General features: G+C 36.1%; 17 protein-coding genes. 15 read left to right on the top strand and 2 right to left on the bottom strand.

The window, feature by feature from the left end:
* Nucleotides 1-170 precede the first annotated feature (170 nt).
* The 3 genes from OEV98_RS03955 to OEV98_RS03945 all read left to right on the top strand — a co-directional run bounded on the left by OEV98_RS03955 (nucleotide 171) and on the right by OEV98_RS03945 (nucleotide 1,929).
* The gene (locus OEV98_RS03955) at nucleotides 171-491 is read left to right on the top strand and encodes an ArsR/SmtB family transcription factor (RefSeq protein WP_263071901.1); all 321 of its coding nucleotides are present in this window, start codon (nucleotides 171-173) and stop codon (nucleotides 489-491) included.
* On the top strand, nucleotides 484-1,182 hold the full coding sequence (locus tag OEV98_RS03950) for an SRPBCC domain-containing protein (protein WP_263071900.1): 699 nt from the start codon (nucleotides 484-486) through the stop codon (nucleotides 1,180-1,182). The genes OEV98_RS03955 and OEV98_RS03950 overlap by 8 nt, the downstream gene beginning before the upstream one ends.
* Before the next feature lie 549 nt (nucleotides 1,183-1,731).
* The gene (locus OEV98_RS03945) at nucleotides 1,732-1,929 is read left to right on the top strand and encodes a hypothetical protein (protein WP_263071899.1); all 198 of its coding nucleotides are present in this window, start codon (nucleotides 1,732-1,734) and stop codon (nucleotides 1,927-1,929) included.
* A 120-nt stretch (nucleotides 1,930-2,049) separates the two neighbouring features.
* Here the strand turns inward: OEV98_RS03945 and OEV98_RS03940 are convergent, their stop codons facing one another.
* The gene (locus OEV98_RS03940; protein WP_263071898.1) at nucleotides 2,050-2,883 is read right to left on the bottom strand and encodes an alpha/beta fold hydrolase; all 834 of its coding nucleotides are present in this window, start codon (nucleotides 2,881-2,883) and stop codon (nucleotides 2,050-2,052) included.
* Between the two features lie 202 nt (nucleotides 2,884-3,085).
* Here OEV98_RS03940 and OEV98_RS03935 point away from each other — a divergent pair, with 202 nt between their 5' ends.
* From OEV98_RS03935 to OEV98_RS03905, 7 genes are all read left to right on the top strand, one after another.
* Nucleotides 3,086-4,081, top strand: a complete 996-nt coding sequence (locus OEV98_RS03935; protein ID WP_263071897.1) for a sugar-binding protein — start codon at nucleotides 3,086-3,088, stop codon at nucleotides 4,079-4,081.
* Nucleotides 4,065-5,495 carry a sensor histidine kinase gene (locus OEV98_RS03930; RefSeq protein ID WP_263071896.1) on the top strand — a complete coding sequence of 477 codons (1,431 nt, stop codon included), beginning with the start codon at nucleotides 4,065-4,067 and terminating at the stop codon, nucleotides 5,493-5,495. Before OEV98_RS03935 ends, OEV98_RS03930 begins: the two co-directional genes overlap by 17 nt.
* 27 nt (nucleotides 5,496-5,522) lie before the next feature.
* Entirely contained in the window at nucleotides 5,523-7,085 is a 1,563-nt protein-coding gene (locus OEV98_RS03925) for a response regulator transcription factor (RefSeq protein ID WP_263071895.1), read from the top strand.
* Between the two features lie 364 nt (nucleotides 7,086-7,449).
* Entirely contained in the window at nucleotides 7,450-9,069 is a 1,620-nt protein-coding gene (locus OEV98_RS03920; protein ID WP_263071894.1) for a sodium:solute symporter family protein, read from the top strand.
* 14 nt (nucleotides 9,070-9,083) lie between these two features.
* Nucleotides 9,084-9,296 (top strand): hypothetical protein, encoded by a 213-nt coding sequence (locus tag OEV98_RS03915; protein ID WP_263071893.1) that lies wholly within the window; start codon nucleotides 9,084-9,086, stop codon nucleotides 9,294-9,296.
* 203 nt (nucleotides 9,297-9,499) lie between these two features.
* Nucleotides 9,500-10,930 carry a DHA2 family efflux MFS transporter permease subunit gene (locus OEV98_RS03910; RefSeq protein WP_263071892.1) on the top strand — a complete coding sequence of 477 codons (1,431 nt, stop codon included), beginning with the start codon at nucleotides 9,500-9,502 and terminating at the stop codon, nucleotides 10,928-10,930.
* A 346-nt stretch (nucleotides 10,931-11,276) separates the two neighbouring features.
* Nucleotides 11,277-11,642 carry a hypothetical protein gene (locus OEV98_RS03905; protein WP_263071891.1) on the top strand — a complete coding sequence of 122 codons (366 nt, stop codon included), beginning with the start codon at nucleotides 11,277-11,279 and terminating at the stop codon, nucleotides 11,640-11,642.
* Between the two features lie 57 nt (nucleotides 11,643-11,699).
* Here OEV98_RS03905 and OEV98_RS03900 read toward each other — a convergent pair whose 3' ends face one another.
* Entirely contained in the window at nucleotides 11,700-12,482 is a 783-nt protein-coding gene (locus tag OEV98_RS03900; protein WP_263071890.1) for a hypothetical protein, read from the bottom strand.
* A 404-nt stretch (nucleotides 12,483-12,886) separates the two neighbouring features.
* On the opposite strand from OEV98_RS03900, the gene OEV98_RS03895 reads away from it, so the two are divergent.
* The 5 genes from OEV98_RS03895 to dhaK all read left to right on the top strand — a co-directional run bounded on the left by OEV98_RS03895 (nucleotide 12,887) and on the right by dhaK (nucleotide 18,620).
* Nucleotides 12,887-13,801, top strand: coding sequence for an ABC transporter ATP-binding protein (locus OEV98_RS03895; protein ID WP_263071889.1), 915 nt, complete (start codon nucleotides 12,887-12,889; stop codon nucleotides 13,799-13,801).
* Entirely contained in the window at nucleotides 13,798-14,655 is an 858-nt protein-coding gene (locus OEV98_RS03890; RefSeq protein ID WP_263071888.1) for an ABC transporter permease, read from the top strand. Before OEV98_RS03895 ends, OEV98_RS03890 begins: the two co-directional genes overlap by 4 nt.
* Before the next feature lie 274 nt (nucleotides 14,656-14,929).
* A complete protein-coding gene (locus OEV98_RS03885) occupies nucleotides 14,930-15,484 on the top strand; it encodes a glycerol-3-phosphate responsive antiterminator (protein WP_263071957.1) in 555 nt (184 codons plus the stop codon).
* Nucleotides 15,485-15,715: 231 nt separating this feature from the next.
* Nucleotides 15,716-17,386: a glycerol-3-phosphate dehydrogenase/oxidase gene (locus OEV98_RS03880; protein WP_263071887.1), complete on the top strand. Its 1,671-nt coding sequence runs from the start codon at nucleotides 15,716-15,718 to the stop codon at nucleotides 17,384-17,386.
* 238 nt (nucleotides 17,387-17,624) lie between these two features.
* A complete protein-coding gene (gene dhaK, locus OEV98_RS03875) occupies nucleotides 17,625-18,620 on the top strand; it encodes a dihydroxyacetone kinase subunit DhaK (protein WP_263071886.1) in 996 nt (331 codons plus the stop codon).
* The last annotated feature ends 86 nt before the right edge of the window (nucleotides 18,621-18,706 follow it).

Genomic DNA, 18,706 nt, shown 5'->3' with positions numbered 1-18,706 from the left:
CCACTGCAATTTTGGCATATTATATAAGTATGGAAATGGGGTTTATAATGCTGACGAGTAGATTCGTTTAATAAGAAAAAATATTTAATTTTAATAATATTGACACCATTAATCAAAACCTATACAATATATATAACCATAAGGTTATATGAAAAAGGCAGGGAATGAGAGTGGCAGATATTTATCGAGCACTTGGTGATTCAACGCGTAGGCGTATTTTGAGTATGCTTAAACAAGGAAACAAAACACAAAAGGAAATTGTCATGGCGTTTGATGTTTCTCAGCCAGCAATTAAGAAGCATTTGACTATTTTGCTGGAAGAAGAAATGATATCAGTTAGCATGAAAGGAAAATATCGTATCTATTCGTTAAATCATACCGCTCTTCAAAATGCCTATCAAGAATTGCTTAATCACATCGGAGAACTACTGGATGATCAACTCATAAGTTTAAAAAATTATGTAGAAAAAGGAGAGTTTCAAGATGAATAAGGTTAAGGATTCAGTTAAAAGAGAAATTGTAATTAATGCCCCTTTAGAACAAGTTTGGGATGCACTTACGAAGGCTGAACATTTGAACCGTTGGTATACAAAATCGGCAGCGATAGATTTTCGGGTAGGTGGAAAAGGTTATATGAATCATGGTTGGGGGGCAACTACTGAGGGGATATTTACCGAAATTGATCCAATGAAATGTTTTGTACTTCAGAGCATGGATGGGGATTTTACTACCATTACTTCTATCGAAAAGGTTGAGAATGGTACTCGGGTGAGTATAGAATATCAAGCTTCTTTTATTGCTGAGATTGATCAAGGTACAAAGGAAAATATGTTATTTGGTACGGGGCAATTTTTAGAAAATCTGAAGAGTGTATATGAAAAGGGAACAGATATCCGTTCAAGCTTTTGGAAAACTTCAATTGGTATTGCACACGCAACAGAACATAGCAATAGTGGTACAAGAGTTTTGAAAGTAAAGGATGATTCAGTTGCTTTAAAAGCTGGAATTAAACCGGAAGATATTATTGTTGAGGTCGATGGAGAAGAAATTGATGGATACGATTCATTTGAACGAACGTTGAATAACAAAACTGTCAATTCTATTGTTACCTTAACTATCATTAGAAATAATGAAAAAATCCAATTAAACTGTCTTGTTGATGCATATCCAATAGCCTATTAACAATCCAATAAAAGAGTATAATTGAATAGTAATCTTCAAGAGCAAAAGCACTGCATTCTTTTCTGAATGATGCAATGCTCCTTATTGTTTCATCAAATTATAAAATGAGATTCTGAATAGCTAATTATATGTAGATGGATTTTTGGAAGGATTTAATAATCATACGAAAGTCATTAAACGAAAGCATTGAGGGAACCACAATGATAATTTAATGATTGGGTCACCTTATCGGTATCCTTTTGATATATGTAAAATAAGAAAGACGGCTAACCTCCGTGTCACCAAAGGTCAACCGTCTTTCAATTACAAAATACAATTTAGGAGAGATTGAAACGGTGTCACGCATTTCAATCTCAATAGTTAATATCACGTTGATTAAAGTTTAATATAAAATATATAATTGTGCAAGCATTAATCGGAGTTACATAAAGACGATAGTTTAGTAAATGAGCAAAAAAAATTTTCACACTACTTTATGTTTGCTTGTGTTTTCCTATTGATTATAATATAAACTGAAAAATGAAGTTCTGTTACGAGGAGGATTGTGCGATGGTCAAGAAGCCTTTTTCTGTTCGTATTGAACCTTATGAATCCAATCGGTTTCGGGCATTAGCGACCGTTTTAAACTTAGATGGTGCAAAGTTATTATCTGAGTTAATCACATTAAAAGAAGAAAAGCTCTCAAAAGAAGAAAAGGAAGCATACGATAGTTTATTAAAATTATGGAAAGATAAAGAATTAAGGTGATTCCTAAAGGCATGACTGTATCATGAAGGAGCATTTATTACAATGCTCCTTCACCATAGGTATCCTTATTATGTAAAAGTTTCGATGACATAAAGGAAACAGGTAATAAACTGAGCAAATTTAAACCTGAACAAACTCCGAAATCACATCCCTAAAATTTTCCCGGTCTTCAATATAAGGATGATGACCACTTTTCAAAACTCGAATAGTTGAATTTTCAAATTTAAAGTTTTGATAAACAGGGCCAACAGCATCATCAAATTCACCTGCAATGATTAATACTGGTACTTTTATTTTAGGTGTTAGTAAAGTAAAGTCTTGGAAAAATTCTTTTGATGAAAATACATATTGTTGAAATTTAGGGTCACTATTCAATCCTGCGTCTATTTTATCTAAAAACTTCTTATTTTCAAGTTGTACAAACTGGAAATTAAAATACGTTTCTTTTTCGATTAGCATGGAAAGGATGGAATTGAATTTTTTCATAAACTCGTCAATATTATTTCTTTGTAATGCTTCTTTATTAATCCCTAATTGTTCGGAACCTTTGTGAATTTGATGTTCAAAGGAATCTAACATATTTAACGTTGCATTTGTTAAGATTATTCCCTTTGTTCTTTCAGGGAATCTATAAGCATAGTTAACTGCAAGTATTCCGCCAAATGAATGCCCTATTACATACCAATTATCAAAACCTAAAAATATTCTAAGTTCTTCCATATCATCAATTAATCTATTTAACGAATAATTTTGTGCAGGACTATGCTCCGAACGACCACATCCTCTTTGATCCAAATATACTAATTCTAAATCCTTTTCTAATAAATCCTCGGAAAAGTATTGAAATGACTTGCTCCAATAACCAGGCCCTCCGTGCAGATAAATACAAGGTTGTCCGGTCCCGCTTTTTTCATAATATAGCTTTAATCCATCACTTGTTATATATTCCATCATCCAGTTCCACCTTTTTTAATTATGTGAAAAACAGACCTACTAAATATATTATTTTTCTTAATTTTAACACTACTTAACTTCTATATGTATAAAAAAACCATTCCCAATTAAAAATTCCCACTCCAGACTCCGCGGACATCTATTCTATTCACTAAAAATTTATTATTATAGTAATATAGTGTCAAGTCTTAGGAGGATTATCATGTCCCATAAACGTTGGACGATAGGTTTTATCATTTTATTTGTGCTATTTCTTTTATTGTTTATTAAATTTTTCATTGTGTCCTTTAACATTCAAGATTCCGTTCAACAATTGATGTCCACCAGCAATTCTCCTTCAGCGCCGAAGCATGTGGTGCTTGTTTCCCAAGAATTGGATAATCCTTATTGGCGAACGATTGAAGAGGGAGCGCGGGTGGCAGCGGAGGAGCACAATATTCAATTACAATACACAGGTCCCATCCGAATCAATCAAGAGGAGCAATTGGAATTTCTTGATCAAGCAATTGCAGAAAAGGTAGATGGCATCATTATCCAAGGCGCTAATAATCCATTATTTGATGCTTTAGTCAAGAAGGCTAGCGCCAATAATATTCCTGTGATAACCGTTGACTCCGATGCGCCGGATACAGAAAGAATTACATATGTTGGAACAGATAATTTTGGTGCCGGAAAAAAATTAGGGGAATTAACAGTTGAATTACTTGGGGAAAAAGGTGAGGTTGGCTTCATTATTGGGAGTGACACGGCAGAAAACCATAATCAGCGGCTAGAGGGATTCTTATCCGTTCTAGAAAACTACCCAAATATAGAAGTAGTCGATATCCAAACCTCTAATATTTCGCAAATCCAAGCAGAGCAGCAGGCAGAAAAGATGCTCATGCAATACCCTACGATCGATGCAATGGTTGGAACGAGTGCTTTAGATGGCTTCGGTATTGTCCAGGCAATGGAGAAAGTGAAAAGGGAAGATATCAAAGTGATTGGATTTGATGATGTGGAAGGTACAAAAGCAGCCATCCAACAAGGGGAAATCGATGCGACAATCGTTCAACGTCCCTATAATATGGGGTATACGTCAATTGAGCTGCTAGCTGACTACTTTGATGGGATGCAAATACAGTCACGTAACTTTACCGAAGTAAAAATAGTAAATATAGATAATGTAGTGGAGTGGGACGATGACCATTCGAACTAAGCTATTTATTTTTATTCCGTTATTAGTTATTTTCTTAAACATTATTTTCTTTTTTATCTTCCAAAGCAGCAAGCAAATGCAAGATAGCTATAATGTGATGATGGATCGTATTCTTGATTATAAAGAAATAACCGACGAAACGAATGTAAATCTTCGCAGCTTAAACCAATATCTCGTTTCACCAAATGAAAGAACGCTTAATGATTTTAATCAACACAAACACACTTTAGACGAGCTTCAAGCAAATGTAGTACAGCACAGTAGTGACAATAATAATCTCGAAATAACGAACTTTAAAAATATGCTTCGCACGTTTATTGAACAGGAAGAAGCGGTTATTCAAGCATTAGAGCAAGGGAATCTTGATGATTATACGTATTACTACTCCGAAGCGGAGAAAACCGCACAATATATTAAAGAGAAGGAACAAACACTTGTCGATTTGGAGCTTAATTTTTATCAGCCACTTTATAACAAGATTGTTGCAGATAGCAAACAGTTAAATCAGCTCGGAATCACCTTGATTTTTGCAACAACGCTATTAAGTATTTTAATTGCAATCGGGCTATCCCGAAGTATTACGAATCCAATAGGTCGCCTTGTTCGTACGGCAAAGCATATAGCAAAAGGAAATTTCTCTACGTCCTTTCCTCCGGTTAAAACAAATGATGAGATACGGATCCTTTCTGATACATTTCAGCAAATGGTAGAGAATATCCACAATTTGATGCAGAAAAATATTGAGAGTGTTGAAAAGGATCGGTTAGTAAAAGAGCTAGAATTAAAAGCGTTGCAAAACCAAATAAATCCACATTTTCTTTTTAACACATTAAATGTAATTTCACAGCTTGCCTTTATTGAAGGGGCAGATAAAACAAGTGATTTAACGGTATCTGTTTCAAATCTACTAAGATATAATTTACGAAAATTAGATAAGCCGGTAACACTTGCTGAGGAATTGAATCACGCCCGGGAATACTTTATCATTCAAAAAGCGAGATTTCGCGACCGTGTCCAATTTATTACGGAAATAGAGGAAGCAGCATTAAAGCAGGTCATTCCTTGCCTGACGCTACAACCAATCCTGGAAAATGCATTTGTTCATGGCATTGAGCACTTAGAGGATGGTGCAGTTATTACGATTTGTGTGAAAAAGCAAGCAGATCATGTTTTTGTTTCTATCGCGGATAATGGTGTAGGGATGGACGAGGAGATGAGACAAGCATTGCTACGATTAGATGAAAAGGAAATACCTGCGAACCATTCCACAGCTGGGCATACGACAGGCTTAGGAACGAAAAATGTCTTTAAACGACTTGAACTATTTTATGAAAAAACGAATCTAGTCAATATAAAGAGTAAGCAGAAGCAAGGTACCGTAGTTGAATTTAGACTGCCACTTAAAACAGTGTAACGAAAAAATGTTAAGGAGTTGATTTCCTTGTATCGGTTACTAATTGCAGATGATGAAGCCATCGAAAGGGAAGGACTGGAGCTGTTAATCGAGCGCTTTTTTCCCAATACATTTCAAATTTACCATGCAATAAATGGGAGAGCTGCGTTAGAAAAAGTAGATCAATACAATCCAGATGTGATTTTAATGGATATTAAAATGCCTGGGATTGATGGCTTAGAAGCAGCGAAACAAATCCGGGAAGGAAATTCGCGAGTGAAAATACTGCTGATTACAGCCTATGATTATTTTAATTATGCAAAAGAGGCAGTCTCTATCGGTGTGAAGCATTATATATTAAAGCCAATGAAACGCGAACAAGTTGTAAATATCCTTGAAAATTTAGTACGAGAATTAGATGAGGAGCGCGAGAAAAGACATAAAGATCTTGAGCTTAAAGAAAAGCTTTCGGAGCTACTGCCAATAGCGGAAACAGAAGCTGCGATTATGCTAACAATCAATTATGTGAATGAACTAGATTTTCAACGGTTAACGACGTTAATGGATTTTCCTATGAATCGTGGCTATGCGCTAATTGTTTCTTTTGAAGAACTCGATGGGAAACAATCCCAAATATATGATAAAAGAATGATTTATGACGAGATAAAAAATAGAATCAAGTCAATGCATTCCTGTCTTGTAGGACCGATTATTGGCGCAAGAATGACTATCTTTTTACGAGACTCTGAGCATGTTAAAGATAACCGAACAGAAGCAATTGAACTCGGAAATAAGCTGCGGACATTTGTGAAAGACCGTTTCCAGCAAAATATTGTGATTGGTATTGGGACAATCCGAGATGGATTTGATGGATTACGGCGCTCCTACCAGGAAGCAGCATTAGCTGTTTCTGAGAAAAATGCATTTGCAGACGTGCGTCATGTTTCCGATATTCATTTGGCACCGAAATCGAAAATGTTTCGTTTGGAAGAGGAACAGCAATTATTTGAAGCATTGTCGAATATGGATATATCGCTTGCCTTACATCGCTTTGACGATATGTTTAATCAACTGTTAATCCATGTTGATCACGAGCTTGAGGCTAGTCAGCAGGCAGTGCAAAACTTGCTTGATACAATTACCCATCACTGCTTGCAATACGATATTATTTTAGATGCAGTGCCTTCGACGAAAAATACAAAGAATATTAGTCAAATCCGCCAGCTAATGGTTCAGCATATTTATTCAATTGTGGAGGCAGTAAAACAAGTGAAAGGCAACAAAATGGCAATGACAATCGAGCGGGCAAAAGAATACATTTTGCAAAATTACAAACAAGATATTTCGATGGAGCAGGTGGCGGAATATGTTAATTTAAGCTCCTATTACTTTAGTAAAATGTTTAAAAGTGAAAGCAATCAAACCTTCACCGAATATTTGACAAATATCCGTATTCGACAGGCAAAGGAACTAATAGGAAATGTTGATTATAGTTTAAAGGAAATTTGCTTTGAAGTAGGCTATAATGATCCGAACTATTTCAGCCGTGTCTTTAAAAGAGTAACGGGAATGACGCCAACTGAATATCGGCAACAATTGTTTGTATCTTAATAGATTTGGGAAGTTCCATGAAAAAAGTTTAAGCGATTCACTTTCAGGAACCTCATTGTGCATAGGAGTTCTCTATTAATTAAAACTGGCGTAGCGTTTTTTTCTACGCCTATTTGGTTATGAAATTTGTATGATTCTCTACAAGCAGTTTACTTACAAAAGTAGCATTATTTTGTCAGCGAACACAAAATAATGCTAGAAGCGAAAGCTCTTACATAGTGAATTTTCTAATTACAAATGCGTGCTGGTGAAAGCCAAATAAGTCAAGGAACTCTCTTCCATTTTCTTCAAGAATATATGGTACGATTTTTATGTAAGCGAATTCGTACTTATTTATTCTGCTATGTTAGAGAGGAGAAGGTTTATGGATCAGGCAATATTTCATCCGAAATTTATAGATTATCTCATAATTGGTGTATATTTTATATTTGTAATTTTAGTTGGTGTCGCACTGAAAGGAAAAATGAAAACAGGGAACGACTTTTTCTTATCCGGACGTTCCATTCCAGGATGGATTACTAGTTTAGCATTTTTATCTGCTAATTTAGGGGCATTAGAAATGCTTGGAATGGTAGCAAGTGGTTATCAATATGGAATAATGACGGTACACTATTATTTAATTGGTGCAATACCGGCGATGGTGTTTCTCGGAATTTTCATGATGCCATTTTATTATGGTTCAAAGGTTCGTTCCGTACCGGAATATTTAAAGAAACGTTATAATGAAGCTACAAGAGGATTTAATGCAATTTCCTTTGCGGTGATGACCGTGCTTATGTCAGGAATCAGTCTTTATGCAATGGCACTTATCCTGAAAGTTTTATTAGGATGGTCCATGACATTAAGTATCGTCTTAGCTGCAGTAATCGTATTAATTTATGTAGGTATCGGTGGATTAACTTCCTCTATCTACAATGAGGTTATTCAATTCTTTCTTATTTGGATTGGTTTGTTACCGATTACAATTTTATCGTTACGTGATGTAGGCGGTTGGAATGGTTTATTAGATAGATTACCAGAAAATTTTTCTCATATTTGGGAAGGTACGGCAACAGCTGCTGGTAATGGAATGAGTGTTGACTTTTTAGGAATCGTTCTTGGATTAGGTTTTGTTTTATCCTTTGGTTATTGGACAACCGATTTTCTTGTGGTTCAACGGGCAATGGCCGCAAAAGATATGGCTGCAGCGCAGAACACATCGATTATTGCTTCATTTCCGAAGATGTTAATGCCAATTCTTACGGTAGTGCCTGGTATGGCAGCGATTCTTTTACTTCCGCAATTAGGACCAGATAGTTTACATGGAAATTATGATATGGCACTTCCATTATTAATGGCTAAATATTATCCAACCGGTTTATTAGGTTTAGGTATTACGGCATTGCTAGCGTCCTTTATGTCCGGTATGGCTGGTAACGTAACCGCATTCACGACGATTTGGACATATGATATTTACCAAGCATATATCAACAAAAAAGCATCCGATAAACACTATTTGTTCATGGGAAGGATTTCTACTGTTGTTGGGATTATTATTAGTATAGGAACTGCCTATATTGTTATGGGCTTCCCGAATATGATGGATTATATGCAAACATTATTTGGCTTCTTTAATGCACCATTATTTGCGGTATTCTTACTAGGAATGTTCTGGAAAAAAGCATCTCCATGGGGTGGTTTCTGGGGACTACTCTCAGGTACACTAACTGCAGGTATTCTTTATCTCTTCTTACCAGAGGATTTTTATGCTAGTGCAGCTGCAGGTAATTTCTGGCGTGCATGGTGGGCATTCTTTGCGGCCATTGTTATTGAAATTATAGTAAGCTTATTTACGAAACAAAAGAAAGAATCCGAATTAGTTGGGCTTGTGTATGGATTGACGGAAAAAATCAGTCATAAGCATCTACCATGGTACCGTAAGCCAACCGTTCTCGGTTCCATTGCTATGATCGTATTTATCGCATTAAATATTTGGTTATTTTAAGGGAGGCGAATGGTTTGAAAAAAAATATATTTTTAGATCTTAGGATAAATATTGGCCTAGTCCTTACCATAATTGGCCTTTTAATTACCATCACTGGTATCGTTTCTTCTCCAACAAAAGAGGCGCTAGATGGGCTAAATATTGATTTAATATGGGGCATTGTAACAACTGTTGTTGGGTTATTCTTTCTCGGCTTATATTTAAAAAATCCGAATATGGATGAATGAAAGAAGGGGCTGAACCATTTTTTGGAGAAGCCCTTTTTTCATTAAGATTGGAAATCAAAATAAAAGAAAAACGCCGGTGCTAAAACTTAATAATCTTTACAGTTTTATTAAATCATTTCAATAGCTTATTACTAACAAATCATGTATTCTTTATAAAGCAAATAAAAATACCAATGGTAAAGAGTAGAGAGAGGGGATGTTAAGTGGAAAAATTAAAATTTAACCGGAAAACGATTGTTGCACTTTTGCTTGCTGGGTCGTTTATTGCAATATTGAATCAAACATTAATGATTACAGCAATCCCTCCAATTATGGAGGAAATGGGGATTACACCGAATACTGGTCAATGGCTGACAACCGTTTTTATGCTAGTGAATGGTATTATGATCCCTGTTAGTGCATTTTTATTAGAGAGGTTTACGACTAGGCAGCTATTTATTACCGCGATGAGTGTTTTTGCTGTAGGTACACTTTTTGCAGGAGTTGCACCTAATTTTAGCATGCTGTTAATTGGGAGGGTAATCCAGTCTGCTGGTGCAGGGGTAATGCTACCACTTATGCAGACAGTATTTTTAATGATTTTCCCAGTTAATAAACGTGGATCAGCGATGGGCTTAATTGGCTTAGTCATTTCATTTGCTCCAGCAATTGGTCCTGCATTATCTGGATATGTAACAGAGCATTCTTCTTGGCGAGTATTATTCTTTATTATTTTGCCTATTGCGATTATTGATATAGTTGTCGCCTTTTTTGCATTAAAAAATGTAACGGAATTGCAGAAGCCAAAACTAGATATTCTGTCCGTCATTTTATCTTCCTTTGGATTCGGTGGACTTCTTTACGGGTTTACTTCTGCCGGAAACAATGGCTGGACATCACTCTTGACGGTTCTGTCACTTAGTATTGGTGCAGTAGCGCTTATCGCATTTATTTTAAGACAATTAAAATTAAAACATCCAATGCTGGAGTTCCGTGTCTTTACGTATTCGATTTTCCCACTAGCGGTTGCTATCGGAATGATTACCTTTATGGGCTTAATTGGCGTCGAGACATTAATTCCACTTTACATGCAAAACATGCGAGATTTTTCTGCTTTTGAAGCGGGAATTGCATTATTACCAGGGGCATTAATTACTGGCTTAATGTCACCGATTACGGGGAGAATATTTGATAAATTCGGTGCGAAAAAACTAGTAATGATCGGATTAACAATTGTTACGGTCTCATCTTTTGCATTTATCCGATTAGATACCTCTACCTCCTTAGCATTTATGACGATTATGTACAGCATAAGAATGCTTGGTTTATCGATGGTCATGATGCCAATTGCAACAGCTGGATTAAATCAATTACCAGTTCGATTACTGCCACACGGAGCAGCGATGGATAATACGATGAAACAAATTGCTGCATCTGTTGGAACCGCAATTCTTGTGACGATTATGACAACATCTGAGGAATCAGCAGCAAATCGAGCAATTGTGAATCCAGATATTTACGGTGCAAATGTAGCGTTTATAGTAGTTGCACTGTTATCACTTGTTGGATTAATTATCGCTTATTTTGTAAAAGAAAAAGGAAAATCACAAGAAGAACTAGATAGATTAGATAGAGAACGGACAGCAGAAATTTAATCATATTTTGAATTTTATAGTATGATAATAAGAGGCTGGGACATAACAATTGATGTTTAAATGTAAGACGAACAATAATTCGGAAGCGAAGTATATTTCCGGAGCGAATTTACCTTCTTAACTTTGTTCGGATTCTCTTACATAAAAATACTTTTGTCCCAGCCTCTTTGATTTTATTTTTTTCTTGATAAGTCCTAAAAAATCAAAAAAATAAGAGTAAATTATAGTGAGAATTGAATCCAATAATGAAAAATAAAAAAAGCAGCGAAAATAAAAAAATAATGAGAATAAGTTGGGGAAAGATAGGCAAATTAACGTAGTATCTTATGAAAAGGAGATTAAAGACATGGCGAAAAATGCCCAACAAATTCTTAATCAAATTACTCAACTTGCTGGTCAATTACAACAACAGGAGTCTGTAAATGCACAAACATTACAAGGGCAAGAGCTTAGTGCACAGCAACAACAGCAAATGGCTCAATTAGAAGATACTGCAGCTCAAAAGCTTCAACAAATTCAACAATTGCTTCAGCAATATCAACAGCAAAGCCAATCACAACAAGGATTTCAATCATCAGCAGCTAGTAACCAAATGACTGGTACACAATCTGTTTTCCAACCAGGTTTTGCAGGAACAAATGCGGAAGAAGTTAGACAGCAAAATCAACAATCTGCACAAAACGCTAATGATGGCGGAAATACCTTTAGCTAAATTCAAAATCCCCTTTCATTTTCATGAAAGGGGATTTGATTGATTCTACCTGTATATTTATTTTTCTTCAATGACTCCACCAGCTACCCCAGTTATTGCCATAATTTCAATGACACTTTCTGTAGTAGGCGAGCCATCCCAATATGAATCTAAAGCATTTATAAACCAATCTGCATCGGCACTAACTTTTAAATCACCGGCTTCAGCCATATTCGCAAGGGCTTCTGATAGAAGAGAGAATTTTTCCTCGTATTCTAACGTTACCCAATCTGAACCAGTGGCAGTTTGAGCATCTAAAGATGTCTGTTCTTCGTCTCCAGATTTTTCAGTATTGTTATCTGCTAGAGGATCAATATATATTCCGTCTGCTGCACTATTATCAAAGACGATTTCATCATCTGCCCAAAATAAATCAGAAGTACTATTTGGATAATATTCTACTCCATAGGAATGGTTAGAGGTAGTTAAATCAACTCTCCCGATATAGCAATCAATCTCTTTTCCACAATAAAATTCACTGTCTCCAGAAATTTCCCCACCGTTTTTTTGCATTAATTCCACTATGTTTGCAAAAATAGTATATTGCTCCTTAGTAGATAGTTGATCAAAGGAGTCATTTAATTTCCCATTAATATCATACCAATAATAAGGTTCTTTTCCAGATTCTCCTCTTTCCGTTTCTACAGCTTCTATAGAGACTACATATTTACTAAGTTTTTCATTATTAGAGATATCAGAAATCATTTTGTCGATGTTTTCTGTAGTAAAACCACCGTCACAACCATTTAAGATAATGCAAAAGATAATTATGGATACTAACTTAAACAAGTGCTGTACCAATTAAATCCCTCAATTCTATTTCCTTTTTTAAAAGTAAAATACTTTATGTTTCAGATAACTATATTATTATAATAATATAGTTTATACCGCGAAACGAATCAATGAAAATATTGTAGACTATAGTAAAAAAATCTAGTTGAAGAGCAATAAAACTATTTTTTGAAGAAGCTTTAAAGGTATTACATTTTGTTTTGAATGTTTTACTACGAGAATTTTTAGTAGTAATCAAACTATTTATGGAATTACATATCATTTCTATATTTCTGACTATTTGTTATTAACTAAAAATTTACATTTATATATTAAAACTTCTGCTATAATTAAAGTGGATTTTGTGTTATCGCTAGTGGTGAATATCGTTTAGGTAACAGTCTTTCAATAAATTATTAAGGAGTACATTACATATGAACAAATTAATAGAAGTATCCGGTCTAAAAAAATCGTACGGTAGGATAGAAGCTGTAAAAGGCATTGATTTTTATGTGGAAGAGGGATCACTTTTTGCTTTTTTAGGACCAAACGGGGCTGGGAAATCGACTACTATTGATATTATTAGTACCTTATTAAAAGCAGATGGAGGGACTATTTTCATAGATGGTTATCAAATTGGTACGGATGATAGTAAAATTCGAGCAGAGCTAGGGATTGTTTTTCAAAACAGTCTTCTTGATGACTTATTAACGGTGAAAGAAAATTTAGAGTGTAGAGGGAGTCTTTACGGGTTAACGGGAAGTGAATTAAAGGAACGATTGGAATATGCCATTGATCATACAGAGGTTCGGAGCTTTCTCCATCAGCCTTATGGGAAATTATCTGGTGGTCAAAGAAGGCGAGCGGATATTGCCCGGGCATTAATTAATCAGCCGAAAATTTTGATTCTTGATGAGCCAACCACTGGACTAGATCCGCAAACAAGACAGCGGGTGTGGGAAACAATTCGTCAAATTCAAAAGGAAACCGGGATGACGGTAATGCTTACTACCCATTATATGGAAGAAGCGGCAAAGGCAGATTATGTAGTGGTGATTGACAACGGGGAAATTGTTGCAAAAGGTACCCCGTCACAGTTAAAAGATAAATATACATCAGATTATCTAGAAATCTACGGATCTGATATTGATAAACTAATCGAGATTATTGAACAAGCAGAATATGAATATGAACGAAAATCAGATACTTTAACGATTAAATTAGCATCGACTATGGAGGCACTACCAATTTTGGAGCAATGCAAGGGAGCAATCAAAGGGTTTCAAGTAGTGCAAGGGACGATGGATGATGCGTTTCTGACGATTACTGGGAGAGGGTTAAGAGAATGAGATATTTAATAAAAAGAAATTTATTGTTATTTTTCCGTGATAAGGCTAGTGTATTTTTTTCCCTTCTCAGTGTACTGATTATTATTGGTCTGTATTTACTGTTTTTAGGGGATGTCATGAAAAGTAATTTGAAAGAAATGAGTGAGGATGCAGGGATATTAATGGACTCCTGGATTATGGCAGGAGTTATTGCAGTCGCACCGATAACAACAGCATTAGGTGCGATGGCGAGTATGGTGGAGGATAAAAAATTAAAGATATATAAAGACTTTGCTGCATCCCCGATCAAGAGAAGCAGTTTAGCAGCGGGCTATATTTTTAGTAGCTTTATCATCAGTTTTATAATGACACTCGTCACGTTAACTTTTGCAGAAATATATATTATGGTAAATGGTGGCGAACTGATTACGTTGTCTGCCTTAGCAAAGGTGTTGGGAATCATCCTTCTTTATGATTTTGCATTTGTCTTTGTTATTTACTTCCTAGTGAGCTTTTTCAAAAGCAGTAACGCATTTTCGGCTGCAGCCACGATCGTTGGAACATTAATTGGTTTTTTAACGGGAATTTATATACCGATTGGGAGTTTACCAGAAGCTGTCCAGTTCATTGTGAAGCTATTCCCGCCATCACATGCTGCCATGCTCATTCGTGATGTCATGATGCATCCGATTGAGCAATCCGTTTTTGCAGGTGTACCAGAGACTACTGTCGACGATTTCCGCTTATTGATGGGATCTCAATTTGAAATCGGGGGTCATGTCATATTATGGTGGCAAAGTATTTTGTATTTGTTAATCATTGGGATTTTATTCTTTCTTCTCTCCTTATGGAAAATGTCACGGAAGGATGGATAGAATTTACTTTACTCGGTAGCGAAAAAATAGTTCTTCTGGAAAAATCTAAGTAAAGGATTTATTCCATACCGTGATATCTCATGCCACGTTAGCATAATCTAAATAATGTAAATGATTATAATAGAATATGGTAAAATATTGATATGGAAAAAGTATACCATTTTATCAATTAATGGATTATTTACATTTGGGAGTCTTTAAAGGCATTTAAAAAACTTGGGCTTTTATGAACCCAATATTAGCTGAAATTGTTGCACTAGTTGGTGGTGATAAAATGACATATCATGGACAGAAGATCTTACCTGCGATTCGGTCGATGAAGGATTTTGAGAAATTTTTAAATTCCCCTTATACTTATGGAGTTTTACTTGAAGTTCATATTAGTCGGGTAAAAGGTGTGATTGAATATGCAAATCGACAAGGAAAACAACTGTTTATCCATGTCGACTTAATCGATGGTCTGGCACATAATGAGGCGGCTACCGAATTTATTTGTCAAGAATTTAAACCGTATGGATTAATTTCTACGAAAGGCGGGGTAATTGCTACTGCTAAGCAAAAGGGCATTGTTGCAACCCAGCGAGCGTTTATTATTGATTCCAATGCGTTGAATAAAAGTATTCATTTGGTAAAAAAAACAGAACCGGATATTATTGAGGTTTTGCCAGGACTTATTCCAAAGGTAATAACGAAAATAAAAAAAGAAACGGGAAAAATTATTTTTGCTGGTGGTTTGATTGAGACAGCAGAGGAGATTGAGTTAGCACTTCAATACGGTGCATCGGCGATTACTACGTCGAATACTCAATTATGGGATATCATGAAGTAAAAAAAGTTATTCGCTTTCATTTTTATAGTGGCAATATGAGAAACTATTTGTTATAATGAAATCAAGTTAATAGTTCGGTTGGAGATTTGGAGAGACCACGCAACATTTTAGTTGTTTACTAAAGTGATTGTTGTGGTCTCTTTTTGTATACTTCAGCCATTGTAATAGATAGATGATTTATCAGGAATACTTATCTTGGTGGAAAATATAGGAATAGAGGAGAAGATAATCATGACTATTCAGCTTTCCGGAAAAAACCGTTCGAATATTTTAACAGAAATGGCTAACGAGAATTACGATTTATTTATTATTGGAGGTGGCATTACCGGTGCAGGTATTGCATTCGATGCAGTTACCCGTGGGATGAAGGTAGCACTTGTAGAAATGCAAGACTTTGCCGCTGGTACGTCCAGTCGCTCGACAAAGCTTGTACACGGTGGACTTCGTTACTTAAAACAATTTGAAATCGGCATCGTTAAAGAAACTGGCAGGGAGCGGGCAATCGTTTATGAAAATGGCCCCCATGTCACAACACCAGAATGGATGCTGCTTCCGTTTCATAGTGGTGGAACATTTGGACCATTTACGACATCCATCGGCTTAAAGGTATATGATTTTCTTGCGCAAGTAAAAAAATCGGAACGTCGTTCAATGTTATCTGCTGAGGAAACATTAAAGAAAGAACCACTTGTGAAAAAACAAGGCTTAAAAGGCGGCGGCTATTATGTAGAATATAAAACCGATGATGCGAGACTGACAATTGAAGTATTAAAGGGTGCCGTTGAAAAAGGTGCTACCGCAATCAACTATACAAAAGCAGAAAAATTTATATATAATGATGCGAAAAAAATTGTTGGCGTCGTAATCCGCGATATGTTAACAGGAGAAACATATGAGGTAAAAGCAACAAAATTTGTCAATGCAGCAGGTCCATGGGTCGATGATGTACGTAGCCTTGATTATGCGAAAAATAATAAGCAATTACGGTTAACGAAAGGTATCCATCTTGTCTTTGATCAGTCGGTGTTCCCATTGAAACAGGCTGTTTATTTTGATACACCAGATGGTCGGATGGTATTTGCGATTCCTCGTGAAGGAAAGACATATGTAGGGACAACTGATACGTTTTTTGATCAAGATAAAACATCACCGAAAATGAATGCTGCAGACCGTGATTATATAATTGAAGCGATTCATTTTATGTTCCCTGATGTTAAAGTAACAAAGGATGATGTCGAATCGAGCTGGGCAGGTGTACGACCACTCATTTATGAAGAAGGAAAGGATCCTTCAGAAATTTCCCGAAAGGATGAAATCTGGACAGGAGAGAGTGGGCTAATAACCATCGCAGGTGGAAAATTAACAGGCTATCGGAAAATGGCAGAGGATGTTGTCAATCTTGTAAGTAAACAGCTTCAGGAAAAAACAGGACGTACATTTAAGCCTGGCCAAACATTGCACTTGCCAATCTCTGGAGGAGAAATTGGCGGTTCCAGTAATCTGGAAAAATTTGTTGAATTAAAAGCTGAAGAGGCGAAGCAATATGGTCTTACAAAAGAAGAAGGAAAACAGCTTGCTAGGAAATATGGAAGCAATGTCAATCAATTGTTCCAATATGCACAGGAGTGTCAAGCATCTGAAGCAGAAACATTGCCACCAATGGTGTATGCACAATTCATGTATGCGCTAGACAATGAAATGATTGTCAAGCCTACTGACTTCTTTATTCGCCGAACAGGTGCATTATTCTTTGCGATTGATTGGGTCCGTCAATGGAAAACACCAATTATTGAAAAGATGGCAGTAATTTTGGAATGGAAGGAAGAAGAAAAGAATAAATATATAGAAGAATTAGACCAAGCAATTTTAGATGCTACTGTACCTGTTGACGAACAAAAATAATCGAATAACATCATTCGATAGCTTTACCAATTGACGGATGCTACTTTGGAGGAACTAAGGATAACAGGCTCCCAGAAATTTCTCCTTGTGTGTATGATGGATAAAAAACATGTACAGATTGCATGTAAAAATTTATCTAAAAATCCTCCATAGTAACATCCAATATTTACCAAATAACAAACAGGAAGCCTATCGAATTTGTTAAATAAAAATTAAGAAACTTTTGGGAGGCAATGCAATGAAAAAACTAGTCAATGATCCAAATCAAGTAGTAATCGAAATGATGGAAGGAATGCTCGAGGCACATCCAGAGCAACTAAAACGAATTCCTGGCACTACCGTATTGGCTAGAAAGGATGCCCCAGTACAAGGAAAGGTAGGGTTAGTTAGTGGCGGTGGTAGTGGACATGAGCCTGCCCATGCAGGATATGTCGGAAAAGGGATGCTTGATGCAGCAGTGTGTGGTGAAGTATTTACCTCCCCAACACCCGACCAAGTATATGAAGCGATTAAAGCAGTGGATAGTGGAAAAGGGGTTCTATTAATCATTAAAAATTATACTGGGGATATTATGAACTTTGAAATGGCAGCAGAGATGGCAGAAGCAGAAGGTATCCAAGTGGCTAAAGTAGTTGTGAACGATGATGTCGCTGTGGAGGATAGCACCTACACAACCGGTCGCCGTGGGATTGCTGGAACGGTTCTAGTGCATAAAATTGCTGGTGCAATGGCAGATTCAGGTGCTTCATTAGCAGAAGTGGAAGCGGTTGCGAACAAAGTGATTGCAAATGTACGCTCCATGGGAATGGCATTAACCCCTTGTACGATTCCGGCTGCAGGAAAACCAGGTTTTCATTTAGGAGAAAATGAAATGGAAATTGGTATGGGAATTCACGGGGAGCCAGGCATTGAGAAAAGTGAAATTCAATCAGCAGATAGTGTTGCAGAAACGTTAACAAATAAGGTTTTAGAAGATTTAAAGCTTGAGAGTAATGATCAGGTTGTCCTCATGGTCAATGGACTTGGTGGCACACCTGTAATGGAATTATATATTGTAAACCGCAAAGTAGCACAACTACTAAAGGAAAAATCTATCCATGTGCATGAAACACTTGTCGGAAATTACATGACATCACTAGAAATGGCCGGCTGCTCCGTCACGATATTAAAACTCGATCAACAACTACAAGAGCTATTTGACGCCAAGGCAGAAGCAATTGCTTATAAAAAATAAAGCATAAGTTCTTAAAGATCGCTGTTATTAAATAGGAAATATTATATGAATTGCTGAATAGATGATTACACGTAGACTCCCGATCG

It is taken from the genome of Perspicuibacillus lycopersici, from assembly GCF_025660475.1.
GTDB lineage: Bacteria > Bacillota > Bacilli > Bacillales > Caldibacillaceae > Perspicuibacillus > Perspicuibacillus lycopersici.
The sequence above is the reverse complement of the archived record's forward strand: the minus strand, read 5'-3'. Positions and strand labels throughout refer to the sequence as shown.

Excerpts from the sequence above, each read along its gene's own strand:
- OEV98_RS03950 (WP_263071900.1), top strand. The coding sequence starts at position 484 with ATGAATAAGGTTAAGGATTCAGTTAAAAGAGAAATTGTAATTAATGCC.
- OEV98_RS03945 (WP_263071899.1), top strand. The coding sequence starts at position 1,732 with ATGGTCAAGAAGCCTTTTTCTGTTCGTATTGAACCTTATGAATCCAAT.
- OEV98_RS03940 (WP_263071898.1), bottom strand. The coding sequence starts at position 2,883 with ATGATGGAATATATAACAAGTGATGGATTAAAGCTATATTATGAAAAA.
- OEV98_RS03935 (WP_263071897.1), top strand. The coding sequence starts at position 3,086 with ATGTCCCATAAACGTTGGACGATAGGTTTTATCATTTTATTTGTGCTA.
- OEV98_RS03930 (WP_263071896.1), top strand. The coding sequence starts at position 4,065 with ATGACCATTCGAACTAAGCTATTTATTTTTATTCCGTTATTAGTTATT.
- OEV98_RS03920 (WP_263071894.1), top strand. The coding sequence starts at position 7,450 with ATGGATCAGGCAATATTTCATCCGAAATTTATAGATTATCTCATAATT.
- OEV98_RS03905 (WP_263071891.1), top strand. The coding sequence starts at position 11,277 with ATGGCGAAAAATGCCCAACAAATTCTTAATCAAATTACTCAACTTGCT.
- OEV98_RS03895 (WP_263071889.1), top strand. The coding sequence starts at position 12,887 with ATGAACAAATTAATAGAAGTATCCGGTCTAAAAAAATCGTACGGTAGG.
- OEV98_RS03890 (WP_263071888.1), top strand. The coding sequence starts at position 13,798 with ATGAGATATTTAATAAAAAGAAATTTATTGTTATTTTTCCGTGATAAG.
- OEV98_RS03885 (WP_263071957.1), top strand. The coding sequence starts at position 14,930 with ATGACATATCATGGACAGAAGATCTTACCTGCGATTCGGTCGATGAAG.
- OEV98_RS03880 (WP_263071887.1), top strand. The coding sequence starts at position 15,716 with ATGACTATTCAGCTTTCCGGAAAAAACCGTTCGAATATTTTAACAGAA.
- dhaK (WP_263071886.1), top strand. The coding sequence starts at position 17,625 with ATGAAAAAACTAGTCAATGATCCAAATCAAGTAGTAATCGAAATGATG.